Annotated in this window: 19 protein-coding genes; all 19 read right to left on the bottom strand. The window is 39.6% G+C overall.

Translation table 11 applies throughout. The annotated features are described in order from the left end of the window. Positions 1–4: 4 nt before the first annotated feature. Positions 5–670, bottom strand: a complete 666-nt coding sequence (gene ccoO, locus F3G76_RS04685) for a cytochrome-c oxidase, cbb3-type subunit II (RefSeq protein ID WP_103558642.1) — start codon at positions 668–670, stop codon at positions 5–7. Beyond that, the gene (ccoN, locus tag F3G76_RS04680) at positions 670–2160 is read right to left on the bottom strand and encodes a cytochrome-c oxidase, cbb3-type subunit I (protein WP_021084787.1); all 1491 of its coding nucleotides are present in this window, start codon (positions 2158–2160) and stop codon (positions 670–672) included. The genes ccoO and ccoN overlap by 1 nt, the downstream gene beginning before the upstream one ends. 92 nt (positions 2161–2252) lie before the next feature. Then, positions 2253–2936 carry a response regulator transcription factor gene (locus F3G76_RS04675; RefSeq protein WP_012001191.1) on the bottom strand — a complete coding sequence of 228 codons (684 nt, stop codon included), beginning with the start codon at positions 2934–2936 and terminating at the stop codon, positions 2253–2255. Further along, positions 2929–3669 carry a sensor histidine kinase gene (locus tag F3G76_RS04670; protein ID WP_149706056.1) on the bottom strand — a complete coding sequence of 247 codons (741 nt, stop codon included), beginning with the start codon at positions 3667–3669 and terminating at the stop codon, positions 2929–2931. The genes F3G76_RS04675 and F3G76_RS04670 overlap by 8 nt, the downstream gene beginning before the upstream one ends. Further along, the gene (locus F3G76_RS04665) at positions 3662–4306 is read right to left on the bottom strand and encodes a sulfite exporter TauE/SafE family protein (RefSeq protein WP_103644858.1); all 645 of its coding nucleotides are present in this window, start codon (positions 4304–4306) and stop codon (positions 3662–3664) included. The genes F3G76_RS04670 and F3G76_RS04665 overlap by 8 nt, the downstream gene beginning before the upstream one ends. Before the next feature lie 22 nt (positions 4307–4328). Beyond that, on the bottom strand, positions 4329–5447 hold the full coding sequence (carA, locus tag F3G76_RS04660; protein ID WP_048809736.1) for a glutamine-hydrolyzing carbamoyl-phosphate synthase small subunit: 1119 nt from the start codon (positions 5445–5447) through the stop codon (positions 4329–4331). Further along, positions 5447–5998 (bottom strand): DUF507 family protein, encoded by a 552-nt coding sequence (locus tag F3G76_RS04655; protein WP_002939254.1) that lies wholly within the window; start codon positions 5996–5998, stop codon positions 5447–5449. Before F3G76_RS04655 ends, carA begins: the two co-directional genes overlap by 1 nt. Before the next feature lie 49 nt (positions 5999–6047). Continuing rightward, a complete protein-coding gene (locus F3G76_RS04650) occupies positions 6048–6488 on the bottom strand; it encodes a hypothetical protein (RefSeq protein ID WP_002939255.1) in 441 nt (146 codons plus the stop codon). 248 nt (positions 6489–6736) lie between these two features. Beyond that, complete coding sequence (locus F3G76_RS04645) at positions 6737–7597, bottom strand: formate/nitrite transporter family protein (protein ID WP_035142401.1); 861 nt, start codon at positions 7595–7597, stop codon at positions 6737–6739. A gap of 185 nt (positions 7598–7782) precedes the next feature. After that, positions 7783–8229 carry a hydrogenase 3 maturation endopeptidase HyCI gene (locus tag F3G76_RS04640; protein ID WP_021085388.1) on the bottom strand — a complete coding sequence of 149 codons (447 nt, stop codon included), beginning with the start codon at positions 8227–8229 and terminating at the stop codon, positions 7783–7785. Beyond that, positions 8229–8573 carry a formate hydrogenlyase maturation HycH family protein gene (locus F3G76_RS04635; protein WP_021084790.1) on the bottom strand — a complete coding sequence of 115 codons (345 nt, stop codon included), beginning with the start codon at positions 8571–8573 and terminating at the stop codon, positions 8229–8231. Before F3G76_RS04635 ends, F3G76_RS04640 begins: the two co-directional genes overlap by 1 nt. Then, positions 8570–9394, bottom strand: a complete 825-nt coding sequence (locus tag F3G76_RS04630) for an NADH-quinone oxidoreductase subunit B family protein (RefSeq protein WP_009294855.1) — start codon at positions 9392–9394, stop codon at positions 8570–8572. The genes F3G76_RS04635 and F3G76_RS04630 overlap by 4 nt, the downstream gene beginning before the upstream one ends. Then, complete coding sequence (locus tag F3G76_RS04625) at positions 9391–9930, bottom strand: formate hydrogenlyase complex iron-sulfur subunit (protein WP_002939210.1); 540 nt, start codon at positions 9928–9930, stop codon at positions 9391–9393. The genes F3G76_RS04630 and F3G76_RS04625 overlap by 4 nt, the downstream gene beginning before the upstream one ends. Further along, the gene (locus F3G76_RS04620) at positions 9927–11663 is read right to left on the bottom strand and encodes a hydrogenase large subunit (protein WP_149705276.1); all 1737 of its coding nucleotides are present in this window, start codon (positions 11661–11663) and stop codon (positions 9927–9929) included. Before F3G76_RS04620 ends, F3G76_RS04625 begins: the two co-directional genes overlap by 4 nt. Continuing rightward, positions 11660–13141 carry a hydrogenase 4 subunit F gene (locus F3G76_RS04615; RefSeq protein ID WP_103612818.1) on the bottom strand — a complete coding sequence of 494 codons (1482 nt, stop codon included), beginning with the start codon at positions 13139–13141 and terminating at the stop codon, positions 11660–11662. The genes F3G76_RS04620 and F3G76_RS04615 overlap by 4 nt, the downstream gene beginning before the upstream one ends. Before the next feature lie 2 nt (positions 13142–13143). Further along, the gene (hyfE, locus tag F3G76_RS04610) at positions 13144–13788 is read right to left on the bottom strand and encodes a hydrogenase 4 membrane subunit (protein ID WP_012001181.1); all 645 of its coding nucleotides are present in this window, start codon (positions 13786–13788) and stop codon (positions 13144–13146) included. 1 nt (position 13789) lies between these two features. After that, entirely contained in the window at positions 13790–14710 is a 921-nt protein-coding gene (locus tag F3G76_RS04605; RefSeq protein WP_002939300.1) for a respiratory chain complex I subunit 1 family protein, read from the bottom strand. Between the two features lie 9 nt (positions 14711–14719). Then, the gene (locus F3G76_RS04600; protein WP_009294858.1) at positions 14720–16687 is read right to left on the bottom strand and encodes a proton-conducting transporter transmembrane domain-containing protein; all 1968 of its coding nucleotides are present in this window, start codon (positions 16685–16687) and stop codon (positions 14720–14722) included. Between the two features lies 1 nt (position 16688). After that, positions 16689–17258 (bottom strand): 4Fe-4S dicluster domain-containing protein, encoded by a 570-nt coding sequence (locus F3G76_RS04595; RefSeq protein ID WP_009294859.1) that lies wholly within the window; start codon positions 17256–17258, stop codon positions 16689–16691. Between the last annotated feature and the right edge of the window lie 259 nt (positions 17259–17517).

Here is a 17517-nt window from a genome sequence, read left to right as displayed (position 1 = left end):
GCTCCTACTTTAGGCTATTTAGATAAGCAATCAGTGCTACGATCTGGCGAATTTCACCTTTTGCAAATGCACTTTTTACCTGCTCATCTTTCATGTTTTCAACGATAGCTGCAGCCTCAGCCTTGACGTTAGCATTTGTCTGCTCTAGCGTGCCAAGTGCTGGCATATCTTTTTCGTCATAAGGCGTGTTAAAGACCTTTTTAACCGTTAGCGCTTCAGCGTAAGCAGTCTCGATATCAGCATTTTTCTTAAACAAAAATGGATATGCTGGCATGATCGAGCCTGGCACTACTGAGGCTGGATTTAGCATGTGATTTTCATGCCAGTCAGTCGTTCTATAGTTGCCCACACGCATAAGATCAGGTCCCGTTCTTTTTGAGCCCCAAAGGTGCGGACGATCGTATGCAAACTCGCCACTTAGCGAGTACATGCCGTATCTATCAGTCTCAGCTTTAAACGGACGGATCATTTGAGAGTGGCAAGTGTTGCAGCCATTTTGCATATAGATGTTTTTGCCAGCTAGCTCTAAGACGGTGTAAGGCTTTGTGCCCTCAAGCGGTCTAGCTCTGTTTGCAAAGTCTGGCAAAATTTCAACTATACCAGCATAAGCGATGACGACAAATACACAAACTGCAAAAAAGAATGGATTTTTTTCTAACCAAGCAAACATCACATCACCTCCGCACTAGCTTTTGCCCCGCCGCCCATAGGCGAAGCGCTTTTTGGCTCTGCTAAGATAGCTTTAGCAGAAGTTGATTTGTAGATATTATAAGCAAACATCAAGAAGCCAACTAGATAAAGAAGTCCGCCAATAGCCCTTATATAGTAGTATGGGATAAGCACGACAACCGTATCTATAAACGAGTAGAGTAAATTTCCGTAGCTATCAGTCGCTCTCCACATCATGCCTTGTGTGATACCAGCGATCCACATAGAGGCAAAGTATAAAACGATACCTGTTGTTTGTATCCAAAACTGAGCTTCCATTAGCGACTTTGAGTAAATTTCACGCTTAAATACACGCGGTGTCATATGATAAAGTGCCGCCATGATCATAAAGCCAACCCAGCCAAGAGCGCCGTCATGAACGTGTCCTGGTACCCAGTCGGTAAAGTGTGCTAGGGCATTTACAGACTTGATAGAAAGTATCGGTCCTTCAAGTGTCGAGAACATATAAAATGTAGAAGCTAGAACCATAAATTTAATAAGCGGACTCTCTCTAAGCTGCGCCCACTCACCCTTCATCGTAAGAAGGATGTTTATGGCTGAACCCCATGAAGGCAGGATCAAAACGATAGAAAAGACTGAGCCCATAGTCTGCATCCAATCAGGCGTAGCAGAGTATATTAGGTGGTGTCCGCCCGCCCAAAGGTAGATGAACATTAGACCCCAGAATGAAAATAGCGATAATTTATATGAAAATATCGGCTGGCCGCTCTCTTTTGGCAAGAAATAATAAATTTGAGCGATGATAGCTACTGTAAAGACGAATGCAACTGCGTTGTGGCCGTACCACCACTGAACCAAAGCGTCGTTTGAGCCAGCATACATAGAGACAGAGTGTAGCCATGAGCCATATCCGCTAACAAGTCTTGTTGGAACTTCCATATTATTAAAGAGATATAGCATCGCAACGCCTAAAAATGTAGCGATGTAGTACCAAACTGAGATATAAAGTGTCTTTTCGCGGCGGATACCGATGAGGCCAAATATACTAACGCCCCAAAGCACCCAAACAACGACTACTGCGATATCTAGTGGCCACTCAAGCTCAGCGTACTCTTTAGCTGTGCTCTCGCCCATAAAAAGCGTAACAACAGCCAAAACCATAACAAGCATATATAGCCAAAAATGAAGCTTGCCGATAAACATCAAAAATGGCGACTCGCTCATCGAGACCTTTAAAACACGCTGTCCGATGTAGTACCAAGTGGCAAATATGCCAGATAGCATGAAGCCAAAGATGATGCCATTAGTATGAAGAGGACGCAACCTCCCAAACGCCGAATATTCGCCGGCTATGTAGTTAAGCTCTGGACAGGCCATTTGAAAAGCTATAACTACGCCAACAACCATGCCTATGATACCAAAGAGTATCGTGGCAAACATAAATAGCTTTGCTACACTATAATCATAGTGTAGTAGCTGAGATGGTCGCATAAAATATCCTCCTAGTTAAATTTATATTAATGATTCGTTATTTTAGAGTATAAGGACTATAAAAAAACTTAATTAATATAAATTCTCATTAACTAAGAAAGTCTTCTGTCTATTTTGTAACCAAGTCCTGGGACATTTTTTATAAAGTTATTGCCAACTTTGTCTCTAACACGCTTAACAAAGGTTCTAATAGCTGCCTCAGTAACGCTCTCGCCAACCCAAACGACGCTTTTGATCTCATCGTGAAGCACGAGCGTACCAAGTCTTTTTATCAAAAGTGAGATAAATGCAAGCTCTTTTTTAGTAAGTGAAATTTCAACGCCATCTCTGATAAGAACGCGCTTGATCTTATTAAAGCTATATCCGTTTGCAACTTGGATGATGTTTGCAGTTTCTATCTTGCTTTTCGCGACATTTTCTATCGTTTTTAAAAGATCATCTGCCATGATAGGTTTTATGAGATACTTATCAACGCCAACGTCGATCGCCTTTAATAAAGTCTCCTTTTCGCTATGCGCACTTAGGACGATGACAGGTGTGTCTTTAGAAATTTCTTTGATATATCTTGTCATATCAAGTCCATCACTAATTGGCATAAATACATCTGTAATTACCATATTTGGGTTGTATTTCTTAAATTTTTTCAAACCTTCATCACCATTTTGAGCAGTAAAAACTTTCTCAAAATTGTCACTTAGCACATCGTGCATGATCTTTTTGCTGTCGCTATCGTCTTCGACAAGCAAAACCGTTAGGTTCTTTAAAATTTTATTCATCTATCTCTCCTTTGTGTGGTAACTTTATTAAAAAACAGGCCCCATTATCGCTGTTGCCCGCTGTTATTTCTGCGTTAAATTGATCGATTATTTGCTTTGACATATAAAGTCCTAAGCCAGTGCCTTTGGCATCTTCTTTGGTGGTAAAATATGGCTTAAATATCTCATCTATCACATTTTTATCTATGCCACCACCGTTATCTTCTACGCTTAGGTAAGCAAATTTTTCATCGCTATCAATCTTTATTTTTATATTTTTATCTTCTATCTTTTGTAAATTTAGTGCGTCTTTTGCGTTATTTAGTAAATTTATGATGACTTGCATGAGCCTGTTTTTATGACCATAAATTTTAGAGTCTCCTAGCACCTCAAGCTCTATATGAACGCCCTCTTTTTTCATCACGCCTTTTACGATCTGTATCGATGCTCTAGCTGCGTCTGCTAGGCTAAATTCTTGCGAAAGTGTGTTTGGATTTAAAAATGAGCTAAACTCATCAGTAGTTTCTGACATATACTTTATAATCTGCATAGCCCTCTCATAAGAGCCGATAAATTCGCCATCTTCGCTGCGTGCTAGCTTTTTCATCTTATATAAAACTAAACTTAGCTCATTTAGCGGCTGCTTCCACTGGTGAGTTATATTTGCCATCATCTCGCCCATCATCGCAAGCTTAGCAATCCTCATGCCATCGCTACTTGATAGAAAATTTTCATCTAAATTTAAACTAGGCATTTGCTCTATATCCTAAAAATGATAGATAAAGTCCGTTTAAGATCATTATGCAAGCTGAGAGCTTAAACATAATCTCTTTAAATTTCTCTCTTAACAAGCCAAAGACGAAGCTAGCTAGTAACATCGCTGGTAAGGTGCAAAGCCCAAAGATAAGCATTATCAAGGATGCGTCAGCCACATTTGCGCTTAAAATTCCAAGTGCCAAGAAATAATAGACCACGCCACAAGGCAAAAGACCATTTAAAAAGCCAAGCAGTAAAAAATTTGCCAAATTTCTCTTTTGCACGCTTGTTTTTGCCATTTTTACTATAAATTTAAGTGCTTTTTCGCTCTCTACAAATTTTAAAAGCTCACCTCTAAAAAGCAGTGCGATGCCAATAAATGCAATCACTAAGCCAACTATGAAAAATATCACGCCTCTTGCTCGCATACCAAAACTAATGGCTGCTCCAAAAGCGCCAAACAAAGCTCCCAAAGCCACATAAGCAAAAATTCTAGCTAGGTTATAAAGCGTGCTTAGCATTAAAATTTCACTCTTGCTTTTGCCTTTAAAAAATAGAGCTTGCAAGCTCAAAAACCCGCTACACATGCCGACACAATGACTAAAGCTGCTCAAAAGCGCAACTGAGATAATCATGTAAAGGCTTATGTTTTGCATATTATAAAATTTCTAAAAACTGCTTAAATATATATTTGCTCTCGTTAGGACCGCTGCTTGCTTCTGGGTGATGTTGCACCGAGAAGATCGGATAGTCCTTGTATCTTACACCCTCGATCGTGTTGTCAAACAAATTTCTATGTGTCACAACCGCTACTTCAGCGATGCTCTCTGGCACGTTGTAGTTGTGATTTTGCGTTGTTATCTCGATCGCTTTTGTCTCTAAATTTAAGACTGGATGGTTTGCTCCATGCTGACCAAATTTAAGTTTATATGTCTCGTATCCAAAGGCATTTGAAAGCAGCTGATGTCCAAGGCAGATGCCAAATATCGGGATCCTAGCCTCTATCATTTTTTTGATCTCAGCGATTTCGGCCTTTAAATTCTTTGGCTCGCCTGGACCATTTGATAAAAAGACACCATTTATCTCACCATTTTTAAATTTATCTATCAAAACTTCAGCCTTAGTATCGTGTGGCACGACGATGACCTCAAGGCCAGTTTCGCATAGTTCATTTAGGATGTTTCTCTTTACGCCAAAGTCAAAAACAGCTATCTTTTTGCCGATACTTTTTAGCGGTTTATATGACTTTAAATTTCTATCCCAAGCGCCTTTTTTGTGCTCATACTCGTCCATAGCGCTGACTGTTTTTACGTAGTTTATATTTTCTATGCGTCCGCTACTTTCAAGCCTGCGTTTTAGCTCATCTTTATCGCTTATCTGCGTTGAGATGTATGCCATAAGTGCGCCCTCGTCGCGTAGCATCTTTGTTAGATATCTAGTATCAACGTCATAAACGCCAAATTTGCCCTGCTCTTCGAAAAATTTGCCTAAAGATTTTTGCGAGCGGTAGTTTGAGGGGATTTCGTTATAGCTTCTCATTATGACGCCACTTGCGTGAATTCTAAGGCTCTCCATATCATCTTCGTTTATGCCAACGATGCCTATCTCTGGCATAGTAAAGACGATAAACTGACCAGCATAGCTTGGATCGCTCATGATCTCTTCATAGCCAGTCATAGAGGTATTAAAAACGAGCTCGCCTGCGCACTCGCCGTGAGCACCAAAGGCTTTTGCCTCTAAAAAAACGCCGTTTTCAATGTAAATATAAGCTTTCATTAAAGCATTCCTCTTTTTTTAAGCTCATCTTGATACAAACGCTCGAAAATCAGGTCGTATTCGTCAGTTCCAGGGATAAGTTTGCGTTTGTAGTTTTGCATCATCTCATAGACGCTATCTTCTATCTTCTCATAACTTTTTAAATACTCATCTATCGAGCTATAAATGACATTTTTCACGCGATTTTCTGATACGTTATACTCAACCAAATCGCTCTTCCAGATAGCTTCAAGTATCTTGTGGGCGACATTGCTAAATCTATCTTCGTGAGTTAAAATGACGTCAAATTCGCCAGCAAGTTTCTTTTTAACGAGCCAAAACATATTTTTGCGGTCGATTTGCATAGTTTGCATCTCGTCCTCGTTTTTCTCTAAAAGCTCATTTACTCGCTCATCTAGCGCTCTTTCTTTTTGAACGTCAGTAGTTAAAATTTCACTTGCTTTTGCTACGATTGGCTCGATACCTTTATTTAGCTTTACAAAACCACAGTTTAAAAGATCTATTGCTATTTTATGTGAGACATAAGGTACGTGTGGAAGTTTTATACGCATTTTAAACCTTTAAATTTTTATGCCATTGTAACTAAATAAAGGTAAAACTTTACTTTGAAATTTTAACGACTTTATCATTGTCACTTCTTAGAAAATAAATTTCTCTTCGTCCGTCATAAAGGACTTTGCCGCTTGTTTTTTGCTCGCTTTGCAAATTTGAAGATAGATCCATCTCAAGTGGCTTACTCATAAAATAAGCCTCACCCAAGCTTCGTCCAAAATCAGGATACCAACTGAGTGCGCAAAGCACAAGTAAGAGCAGGTAAAAGGCTCTAAAAATTTTTCTAAATGGCGCGTAAAAGAAACAATATCCAAATATAAAAAACACAGGTAAAAGCCACAAAAAAGGCACATTATCCACAAAAATCACATTGAAATACTCGTTTATGCCATAAAATGAAAAGTAGTTGTTGTAAATTCCGACAAATAGCGTAAAAATAGGAGCGAGAACAAATATAATGCCAGTAAAAAATGCATTGAAAATTTTCATAAGCTCTCCTTTTTTCGTGGGATTATATTAAATTTTTGCTTTATTATTGCTCTAAATTTATTAACTAAGATATTTTAAACTCCAAAATGTCACAAATTTTCAAAAACAAGAGAGTTAAAACGATAAATTTTAAATTAGTGTGACATTTTTTAGATTAAAAATAAGAGATTTTTTTGAAACTTTTAAGGTAAAAAAGAGAAATTTAAAATTTAGCCTTTGCCATAAAGCAAAGACTAAAAGGGAGTTTATTAAGCTTTTTTCTTCATATCAAATTTATTAGCCATGAAGCCAACAAGACCAACAAAGAAAAGACCACCGCAGATATTACCAAGTGTAACTGGAAGCAAGTTTTTACTTAAGAAATTTGTCCAGTTGATGACATCTAGTTTATCAGCTGTAGTGTGAAGTAAAGCTGCTGCAGCGTTGATATCGCCACCACTTGCTGCTATATAGTGAGCTTTAGAGATGATAGCTTCAGTGATGATGAACATATTTGCAACGCAGTGCTCCATTGAGCAAGCAACGAATGCACCGATCATCCACATAATGGCAAAGAATTTACCAGATAGGTTGCTCTCGCTTGTCGCAGTCCAGATAGACATACAAACAAAGACGTTACAAAAGATACCACGAAGAAATAACTCATGAAATGGTGCTGTGATCTTGCCAATAGCTGCTGGCACGAAATGCTGTAAGATGTAGCCGTCATACTTTAGTGGCAAACCAGAGTAGTAGTACATATAAGCGATCAATGCACCGCCAACGAAGTTAAATATCCAAACAATTACCCAGTAGCTTATGGTTTTGCCAAGTGGCAATTTGCCCTCATACGCACTAACGCCGCTTAAAACAGAGCTAGTAAATAGGTGACCACCATAAAACACAACCATCATGAGGCCGCAGCTAAATGTGATACCACCGATGAAGTTTGAAAGACCGATAGACTGTTTTTCAGCCATACCAACTGTTGAGTGAGCCCAGAAAATATCACCCATTGCAATAGCAGCTCCAGCCATGATAGCAAGAAATATAATGCTTACAAGTGGCGTATGAGCTTTGTGCTCCATAGAACTTGAGACCGCTTGAGCGGTTTCTGCCGGATTTAACATCACGTCTCCTTTTTATTTGACCTTCTTTGATCTATAAGAAACAAAAGCAAAGAAGCAGTGCCAAAGATAGACTTTTTAGCGTCAAAATTTAATGTTTAAAGATTGGTTTTTACACTAAATTTCAAATCCAAAACGATCAAATTTATCTTTAGCAAACCCCAGATTAAATTTAGCTCTTGCTAAATTTAACCAACTAAATTTTTATCAATCTCTACAATTCTTAAAAAAGCTTTTCTGGCACTTTTTTTAGCCTGCTCGCTTAGTCCCTCTTCAAAATCAAGGACATTTTCAAGTAAGACGCTAATGCCAAGAAAAAGCGTCTTTGGACAAATTTTACGCAAATAGCTTAAAAGCACTGGTGTTGGGAGGTTGTGGGTTGAGTAGATGTAGTCTCTATCGTCACTTAGGTCAAAAAACTCTATCTTATCCTCATCAAAACCGCTCATTGCATCGACTACTATCAAAATGTCGGGCGCAAATTCTCTAATAGCTGAAAATTCATTCTCAGGCACATCTTGCCCAAAAAATACCTTCCACTCTTTTAGCTCCTGCTCTACGATACGGCCTACTTCATTGCCCACATCATCATCACCACGCATAGGATTACCGATGCAAAGGATGGCCTTTTTCATCAAAAGTCCTTCCTAAGCACGATATAACCCTCTTTTAAATTTGCCAAAATTTCTTTAAGCTTACACTCGCAAAGCTGTGGTAAGAGTCTAGCGATATGCTCAGCAAAAATTTCAACTTCAAAATACTTGCTTAAATTTCCGATCTTAAATTTCACATATTCGCCTGAGTTTTTGATCATCTCGTCAAATTCCTCATCGCTTAGCTCCAAGATCTTCTCGCTAAAATCAATCGTGCCAACGCCGTGTCCCACGCAAGTGGAGAAAACTTTTATCTCCTTTAGCTCGCGCGGAAGCTTTTCGTTGTCGTCCATATGCCTTTTTGTAAGCTTATAAACTTGAATCATCTTTTACTCCAAACCTCGCTATCAACGTCTATCGCAAAATTTTTACCAGCTTTTGCGTATTTTAGATAGATGTCGTTATGCAAAAGTGCCATACACTCAGCATATCTAGGGTCATCTTCTTTTTTGATAGCTGCTACAACCGCTTCACGTGCAAGCTCTGGGTTATGGATATCTCTTGAGGCTTTGATAGCGTCCATATATTTTTCAAATAGCGTTCTACCAAAGATATAGCTCATAAGCCTTTTACTTTCAGCTTGCAAGTCACGTTCAAACAAGATATCGCCCATTACTGACTTCTCAACTGGTGGAGGCGTAGTGCTGTCATTTTCATAGCTTTTTTTGTGCAATTTTTGATCGATGATGCCAAGAGCCATACCAAGACCATAGATAACACTTGCTGGGTGTGGAGGGCATCCTGGGATATAGACATCAACTGGGATTATCTTATCTATACCACCCCAAACGCTGTAAGCGTCGTGGAAAATTCCGCCAGTACTTCCACAAGCGCCAAAAGCAACTACGATCTTAGGATCTGGAGCTGCTTCATAAGCACGAAGAAGTGGGTAGTACATCTGTCTTGTGACTGGTCCTGAGCAAAGCAAGATATCAGCGTGTCTTGGGTTTGCTACAAGCTTAAAGCCAAAGCGCTCTGGGTCCCACATCGGTGTGATAGCAGCGAAAATTTCGATCTCACAACCGTTGCAGCTTCCGCAGTCGATCCTATAAACGCTAAAGCTTCTTTTGATATTTTTTAAATGCTCTAGCTTTGCAGTTAGGTCATTTGCTGTTTTTATGTCCTCTGGGACTTGATATAGACTCATTTTATAGCCTCCTCAACGCCTTTTGTTAGCCTCTCAGCAGATTGATTTTTCTTGCACTCTGGGCAGATAAAAAGATACTCTTTTGCCTCTTCAAGTCTGCCTGGGAGTAAATTTGCTGTGCCAAGCTTTTCAAGGGTGAAATTTATAAGCCTTTTTGGCGTAAATGGTTTGCCGCAGCATTTGCAAGTTTGCATCTCAAGCTCGCCTCTTTGGATAAGAGCGCTCTTGTCAAATTTAACCGCAAGCTCAAAGCTATCGCTAAGTCTTACAGCTCCAGTTGGGCAAACCTCATCGCAGCGTCCGCAGAATATGCAGCGACCACAGTCAAACTGCCAAACAAGCCTTGTTTGCTCATCGTTCATCTTAAGCTCTATTGCGTTACTAGGGCAAGCGATACCGCAAGCTGCACAACCTATACAAAGATCGTATGTATAGTCTGGCTGACCGCGGAAATTCTCAGGCACAATATATGGCTCAAATGGATAGGCGTATGTCGCCTTTCCATATTTTTCTGTGATGTCAAATAACTTCATCATCTTAAATCCTTCTTACTAACCCCGCCATCTTGACAGAATTTTTTAAGGTCTTTTTCTGTTAAAATTTTACTTTTTTTAGTCCTTACATCAACCAAAGTAACACGCTCGGTGCATGAGTAGCAAGGATCAAGTGAGCAAACGATAAGTGCAGCGTCACTTATGTTGTTTCCTCTAAATTGATACCTTAGGCTTGGCCAGTTGTTATATGTCGCAGCCCTACATCTCCAGCGATATACTTTTTGAGCGCTACCTTGCATGATCCAGTGAACGTTCTCACCACGTGGTGCTTCATCGTGACCAAGTGCGAAATTCTCAGGTTTGATCATAGTCACAGGATCGATCATGATCGGAGTTTGAGGCATCATCTCAAAGCACTGGCGGATGATGTGGATAGAGCTTTTTAGCTCTTTATATCTAACCATCTCACGAGCAAAAACGTCGCAACCATGCTCAACTGCTACTTCAAATTCTATCTGTTTAAAGAAGTCGTATGGGTGATCGTAGCGGTTATCACGTTTAAAGCCAGAGCCTCTCATATTTGGACCAACTGGGCTAAAGTCACGTGCTATTTGACGGTCTAGGATACCTACACCTTTCCAGCGTCCGATTTGGCGTTTATCTTCCAAAACTGCATCCCAAATTTCTGAAATTTGAATGTCAAGTTTGTTGATGATCTCTAAGCCTTTTTTGATCTCATGGTTTGTCATATCGCGTCTTAAGCCACCCATAACGACGTTGCCGTATGTTTTACGTCCGCCAGTTACAAGCTGAGCTAGCTCCATAGAGTACTCACGAACCCTAAAGATGTGCATGAAAGCGTTGTAGTTACCAGTAACCTCACAAGCTAGACCGATATTTAAAAGGTGGCTGTGAAGACGCTCGATCTCAAGGCAGATGACGCGTATAGCTTGAGCTCTTAGTGGGATTTCAAGCTTGATAGCTTTTTCTGCTGCTTCGATACAAGCTATAGCGTGAGCATAACCGCAAATTCCGCAAACACGCTCTGCAAGATAGCCCATTTGATCATAGTTCATTCTGTTTTCAGCTAGCTTTTCCATACCGCGGTGTTGATAGAACAAGCGGTAGTCAGCGTCGATGATCTCATCGCCGTCGCAGAAAAGTCTAAAGTGACCTGGCTCGTCTGATGTAACGTGTAGTGGTCCAAGTGGCACATCGACTACTGCGTCGCCTGTTGGAAATAAAAACTCCGCATCAGGCTCATCTCTGTGATCTACTGGATCAGGGCGGTAGCGGTAGTCCATAGCATCTTTTCTAAGTGGATGAAGTCCATCTGGCCAGTCATCACTTAAAACTAGACGTCTTTTATCAGGTAGTCCCTCGGCTACTAGGCCAAACATATCATAAGCTTCTCTTTCATACCAGACACAAGCTGGTACAAGTGGAGTAACTGATGGAAATGTCGGATCGTTTCCTGGGATAAGGGTTTTAACTGTGATAAAGCACTTATCCTCAGCTGCAAAGTCATCCGCTTCAGTCATCTTGCTACCTTCCATTGAGATAGCATAGTAAAGCGCATAGCAGCCATTTATCTGGCGCTCGTCGTTTGGTATCATAGTGCTTATAAAGCCACCGATATCATAATAAAGTGTCTTAACAGCTAGTGGAAGATCGTTTCTATCAACCAAAACTGTGATCTGATCGTCTGCTTGACGAGTTACTTCTAAAATTTTTACCTTTGTTTTTAGGATTTCAACAAATTTATCGCCTCTCATTTTAAAGCTCCCATCATTATATTAACACCGTTATTTACTAGCGTATAAAAGCTATCTACGTGCCATACGCCAAAGATTATGATAAGGGCACAGAGTGCTATAAGAGGTAAATTTTCAAATAAACTCATCTCTTTATTATGAACAACCACACCTTTTGGCTCGCCAAAGCTTGCCATGTTAAAGTGCGCAAAGTCAGCTATGAAAATAACTGCAAGTGCAATAGCAAATAGCGCAACTGCGATGTATTGACCACTTGTGATAGCTCCAACAAAGACGTTATATTCGCTAACAAATATAGCAAATGCTGGAACACCAACTAGTGAGCAGACAGCTGCACCAAACATAATAGTTGTAATAGGTGCGATCTTAACCATGCCGCCCATCTTACTCATATCTTTGTGGCCGTAAATTCTTGCTATGTTACCTGTTGAGCAGAAAGCCAAAGCTTTTGTGAAGCTGTGAGCTAAGCAGTGGAATATCGCTGCAAATAGACCAAATTTACCGCCAACACCAAGTGCAAATGCGATAACACCCATGTGAACGATTGAGTGGTATGCAAACATTCTTTTTACGTTGTGTTGTCTTATTAGGAAAAATCCTGCTACAAAAAGTGTGATAGTTCCTGAAACGATCATTACGCCTTCAACAAAGCTAAATCCAACTGCTTGAGCTGCGATAGCATAGTATCTTAAAAGTGCAAGCATCGCACATTTTAAAAGTACGCCTGATAGCAATGCTGAGATAGGTGCTGGACCTTCAGCGTGAACGTCTGGCAACCAAGTGTGAGTTGGAGCAAGACCAGCTTTTGTACCAAAACCAATTAGCGCAAACACAAAGATAAGTTTTGCTGCATCTGGGTTTAGATTTTTAGCGTTAGCCATTATGCTTGAAAACTGCATAGAAGCCTCGCCGTCTCCTAGTGTGCTATATGTAGCTGAGTATAGAAGAACGGTTGCATAAAGAGCAAATGCTAGACCGATTGAACAAAGAACGATGTATTTGTAACCACTCTCTGTTGATTTTTGATCTTTGTGTATAGCAACCAAAAACACAGAAGCTAGTGTTGTAGCCTCGATAGCTGCCCACATAAACGCGACGTTGTTGCAAATAACGCTTAAAGTCATTGTAAAGATAAATACATGGCTTAGTGCGTAGTATTTTTTAAGATCGCTTAAGTGGATGTGTCCATCTTCAAGTTCCCATCTCATATAGTGGATAGAGTAGAAATTTACTATAAATCCAGTTACAGCGATAAGCACCAAAAAAACACAGCCTAAGCTATCTAAGAATAAAAATTTATCAAAACTATAAAAAGTTCCGCCACTTAAAACTTTAAGAACATTGTTAAGTAAAGCCACTGATGTCGCAGCAGAAAACAAGACATGAAGTCCGCTAAGTACTGCATAGTTTTTAGGACTTAAAAACAAGATCAAAGCACCAAGGAGCGGTAAGATAAGTATTAAAGCTAAACTATCCATCTCTAACCCCTTAAATTTGAAGCTTTAGAAGTATCTAAGCTATCATAAGCTTTATAAAATCTAATCGCTAGAACGCTCATGATAATAACAGCAAATATCGCATCTGTTAAAATTCCAAGCTCAACTAGCTCATGTGAGTTGTAAGCCATTAGAGCAAGGCTTAGGTGGATACCGTTTTCAAACAAGCAGTAAGCTAGAATTTGTTTTATAAATGAGTTTCTTAGCATGAAGCCAAAAATTCCCATCATAAAGACTGTTCCAGCAGCGATTAGCATGATCTCTTCTTTGATAAGAGAGAATTTTAAAAATATAGGGTGGATACTCATTGAAAGAGCTAGAGAAAATCCCATAGCAATAACAGGACTTACAAAAAATCCACCAACTGGCTCATCTTCGCTAACTACGCCAAGTTTTTTGATAAGCCAGAACAAAATTCCTGGCACGAAAAGAACTTTGGTAAAAAACGCAACGATCGCCCAAGTTTTTAGCTGCTCAGCGTTAAATTTCTCAGATAGCAAGAAAAATATACTAACTAAAAGTAGTGTCTCTATCGCATAAGCGATGATTGAGAGTTTCAAGCTTCTAAGACCAAAAACCGCAAGCGAAGTTACGATCATGCAAATGGCTAATATATCTAGTGTTTGCATCTCACGCTCCTACTACATAAAGTGTTAGTGCAACAAACGAAATAGCAAGTGCACCAAGAGCATTTTTGCGTAAAGATGAAGTCATTTTAAAGCGTGGTCCAAAGTTGTCTATAAATACAGCTGCGACGTAAAATACTCCAGTTTTTATCACAAAAACGATAATAGCTAAGAAAGGATTGCTAAAATTCCATGGCTCAAATATGCTTAGGAAAAGTCCTATCATAGCAAACTGTTTTAATATAAGTGATGCTTGAACTAAGCCAAGGTCGCTACCAGCATACTCACCAAGAACACCCTCTTGAAGCTCTTGTTCTGCTTCAGCTAAGTCAAATGGCTTTCTACCAGTCTCAACATACATACACCACAAAAATGCGATAGAAGCAACGGCAAAACTTGGAATTTGATATCCGATAACGCCAGTTCTTACCATCTCTTGGATCTCAACTAAATTTGATGTTTTAGCTGCAAGCATAACTACGATTAAACACATAATCATAACTGGCTCAACATAAACACCAAGCATTTGCTCCCTGCCGCCACCTGTTGCTGCAAATGGGTTGCCGCTATCCATTGAAGCTGCACCAAATACAAATCTAAGTAGCGCACCAAGATAGAGGATAACAAATATATCTGAATATGCTCCAAATACAGTGTCTTTGCTATAAGTGATAGGTATAGCAGCTAGCACTGCAGCTGAAGTTGCAAAAAGGAAAAATGGAGCCCATCTAAATACCCAGTGAGAGCACTCAGGGACGGTTCTTCCTCTTCTAAAAAGCTTTATAATGTCGCGATATGTTTGAAAGAAATCGCTACCTTGTTTTGATTGAAGTTTAGCTCTAAGTTTTCTTGCCATACCATCAAACAAAGGAGCTACCAAAACGATAACGACTACTTGAAATATCATTAAAAGTATAGTTTGCATTTTCGTCTCCTAAACTAAAAAGTAGCCCACAGCAAGTATGACACAAAGATATAGCAAGATATAAAGTGCATATACATTTGTATAACCACTTTGAACGATACCTAACTTATCAGCAAATTTCACACACCATTTAATGACTGGCTCATAAAACATTCCCCACCAAATATCTTTTGGATGGTTGTGATACTCAACCGCGTCAAAATAATTTCTAGTAACTACTTTTTTATCAGCTCTAAATAGCCATTGCATAATTTTTCTAAGGTCGCCAGTGAATGGACCACCTGTCATTTGCATACGTGAGCTATATTTAAAGCCACAAGCCCAAGGATCAGTTTCGCGTGGTTTATCTCTGTTTGCTTTCATAACAGCAAGGATGATAAATGGCAAAATCATAGTCGCACAAAGGACTAAAGCGATAAGTGGAGTTGAGATCATGCTGCCCATAGGTGAAGTTACATTTATAGCACCAAGGCTAGCTTTATAGTCGCTTATAGCGATAGAATTTACAGCTTGCATGATGTAATCAACTATGTAGTTTGCGCCAAGACCAAAGCCAACGCAGCCTATCATTAGGATGATCATACCAAGAACCATACCTATCGGACTCTCTTTAGCATTTTCCCAAATTTTTTGATCTCTTGGAGTACCTGCAAAGATAACAGCGTAAAGTTTAAGGTGCATACCAACCAAAACGCCTGTTAGTGCAAGAGCTACGACGCCAAGTGTAAATGCATATCTAACTAATGTTCCTTCTCCCATCGCACCTTGAAGCATACCTTGATATGTAAACCACTCTGAAACAAAGCCATTTACTGGAGGTAAAGCTGCGATACCCATGATACCTATAAACATACCAAGGCTTGTCCATGGCATCTTTTTAGCAAGACCACCAAGGATGTCCATATTTTGTGTATGAGTAGCGTGGATAACTGAACCAGCGCAAAGGAAAAGCAGACCTTTAAATATAGCGTGGTTAACTACGTGGTAGCAACCTGCTAGAAAACCTACTGCTGCAAGTGTTAAATTTCCAGCTGCAACGCCGTAGATACCTGTTCCAAGACCTAGCAAGATGATGCCTATGTTCTCAACTGAGTGGTAAGCAAGCAAAGCTTTGAAGTCGTGTTGGCAAAGAGCGTATAAAACACCAAATAGTGAGCTAGCTGCACCAAGAGCAAGTATTGTAAGACCAAAGTATGTGCTAAGTGGTAGGTAAAGTGTAAATTTAACTAGTGTAAATAAAGCAACTTTGATCATAACGCCTGACATAAGGGCTGAAACGTTTGATGGTGCTGCTGGGTGAGCTTGTGGAAGCCAAACGTGGAATGGCCACATACCAGCTTTACTACCAAAGCCGACCAAGAATAGTATAAATACAGCAGCAGAAGCGCCAAATGGCATCTTAACACCCATAAATGCGCTAAATTCAAAGCTTCCTGCATAGTAAGCTGTGATAAGCAATCCACAGGTTATACAAAATGCACCAATTTGTGCGATACCAAGATATACCATAACCGCTTTAAGTGTATTTTTACCGTCATTGACAATGATAAGAAATGATGATACAAGAGTCATAAGCTCCCATAAAACAACAAAGCAAAATACATTATCAGCGCTGATTACTAGAAGCATTGAAAGGATGAATGTGTTAAACAAACATGCAAACACACCAACATTTGCTTTTTTTATGTACTCTTCTGCATAGCTCATACCATAAACACTACTTGCAAATCCGATGAAAACAACAACAAAGCTGAAGAAATTTCCAAGTGGATTTAGCGCAAATTTTGGCGAATACAAAAAGCCATCCATAAGAGCAAAGCTATCACTTACTCCCATATTTGCAACGAAGTGACACATCGCATAAAAGCAGCTTATAGCACTTAGTCCAAAACCAACTTTAACAGCGGCTTTTGGAGCGCAGTAGAGCAAGATACTAACGACGGCACTTACAAGAAATAGCATATAAACCGTAGTCATTTTATGCTCCTTGTCCGTTTAAAATTTTAGTAGCAAATTTATTCGCTGCATCGTAGTCTATCCTCTTGCCAAGCTTATGTTTGCCCTCTTCTGGATCTACCATTATAAGAGCACTTGTTGGGCATACATCAACGCAAGCTGGTCCATTTTCACGGCCAAAGCACATATCACATTTTACTGCGATGTTTTTTGCGCCTGATTGTGACTCTACTTCAAGATAGTATTTTGGCTCGACAGCGTAATTTACTGAAGGCATAAGCTCTGCACTTGAGCTTATCGCACCATAAGGGCAAGCGATCGTGCACATCTTGCAACCTATACAAATTTCCTCGTGAAGCTCGATGCAATTATCGTTAAATCGCAACGCTCCAGTTGGGCATACATTTGCGCAAGGGCCATCGTCGCATTGTCTGCACTGAGTCGGCATAACACCGCTAGCTTCTCTTAAGACGCTTAGCCTTGCACGTGATAGTTTGCCGCGTTCATAAGCACTTTTAAAACATGCAGCCATACAGGTCGCACATCCTATGCAGCGTTTAGAATCGGCAATCACAAATTTATGTTTTTTCATAAATTCCTCCTAAAAAACAAGGCAAGACCGCCCTGCTCACTAATAGAGTGATTGTTAATCACATGAATAGAGATAGTTAAATTTTTATTTAACATCTCAAACGCTCCTTCCTGAAATTTTTGAAACAATTCTATAACTTCTGGCGATTAAATTCCGTCAGCTATCTGACAAATTTTGTATTTTTGAAATTAAATTTTTATTTTATATTAGTTTAAGATATGCTATTAAACAGCGTTATTATCGTATGATTAATCAAAAA

It is taken from the genome of Campylobacter concisus (genome assembly GCF_902460575.1).
GTDB classification, from domain to species: Bacteria; Campylobacterota; Campylobacteria; order Campylobacterales; family Campylobacteraceae; genus Campylobacter_A; species Campylobacter_A concisus_AW.
This window is presented reverse-complemented; position numbering and strand designations above follow the sequence as displayed.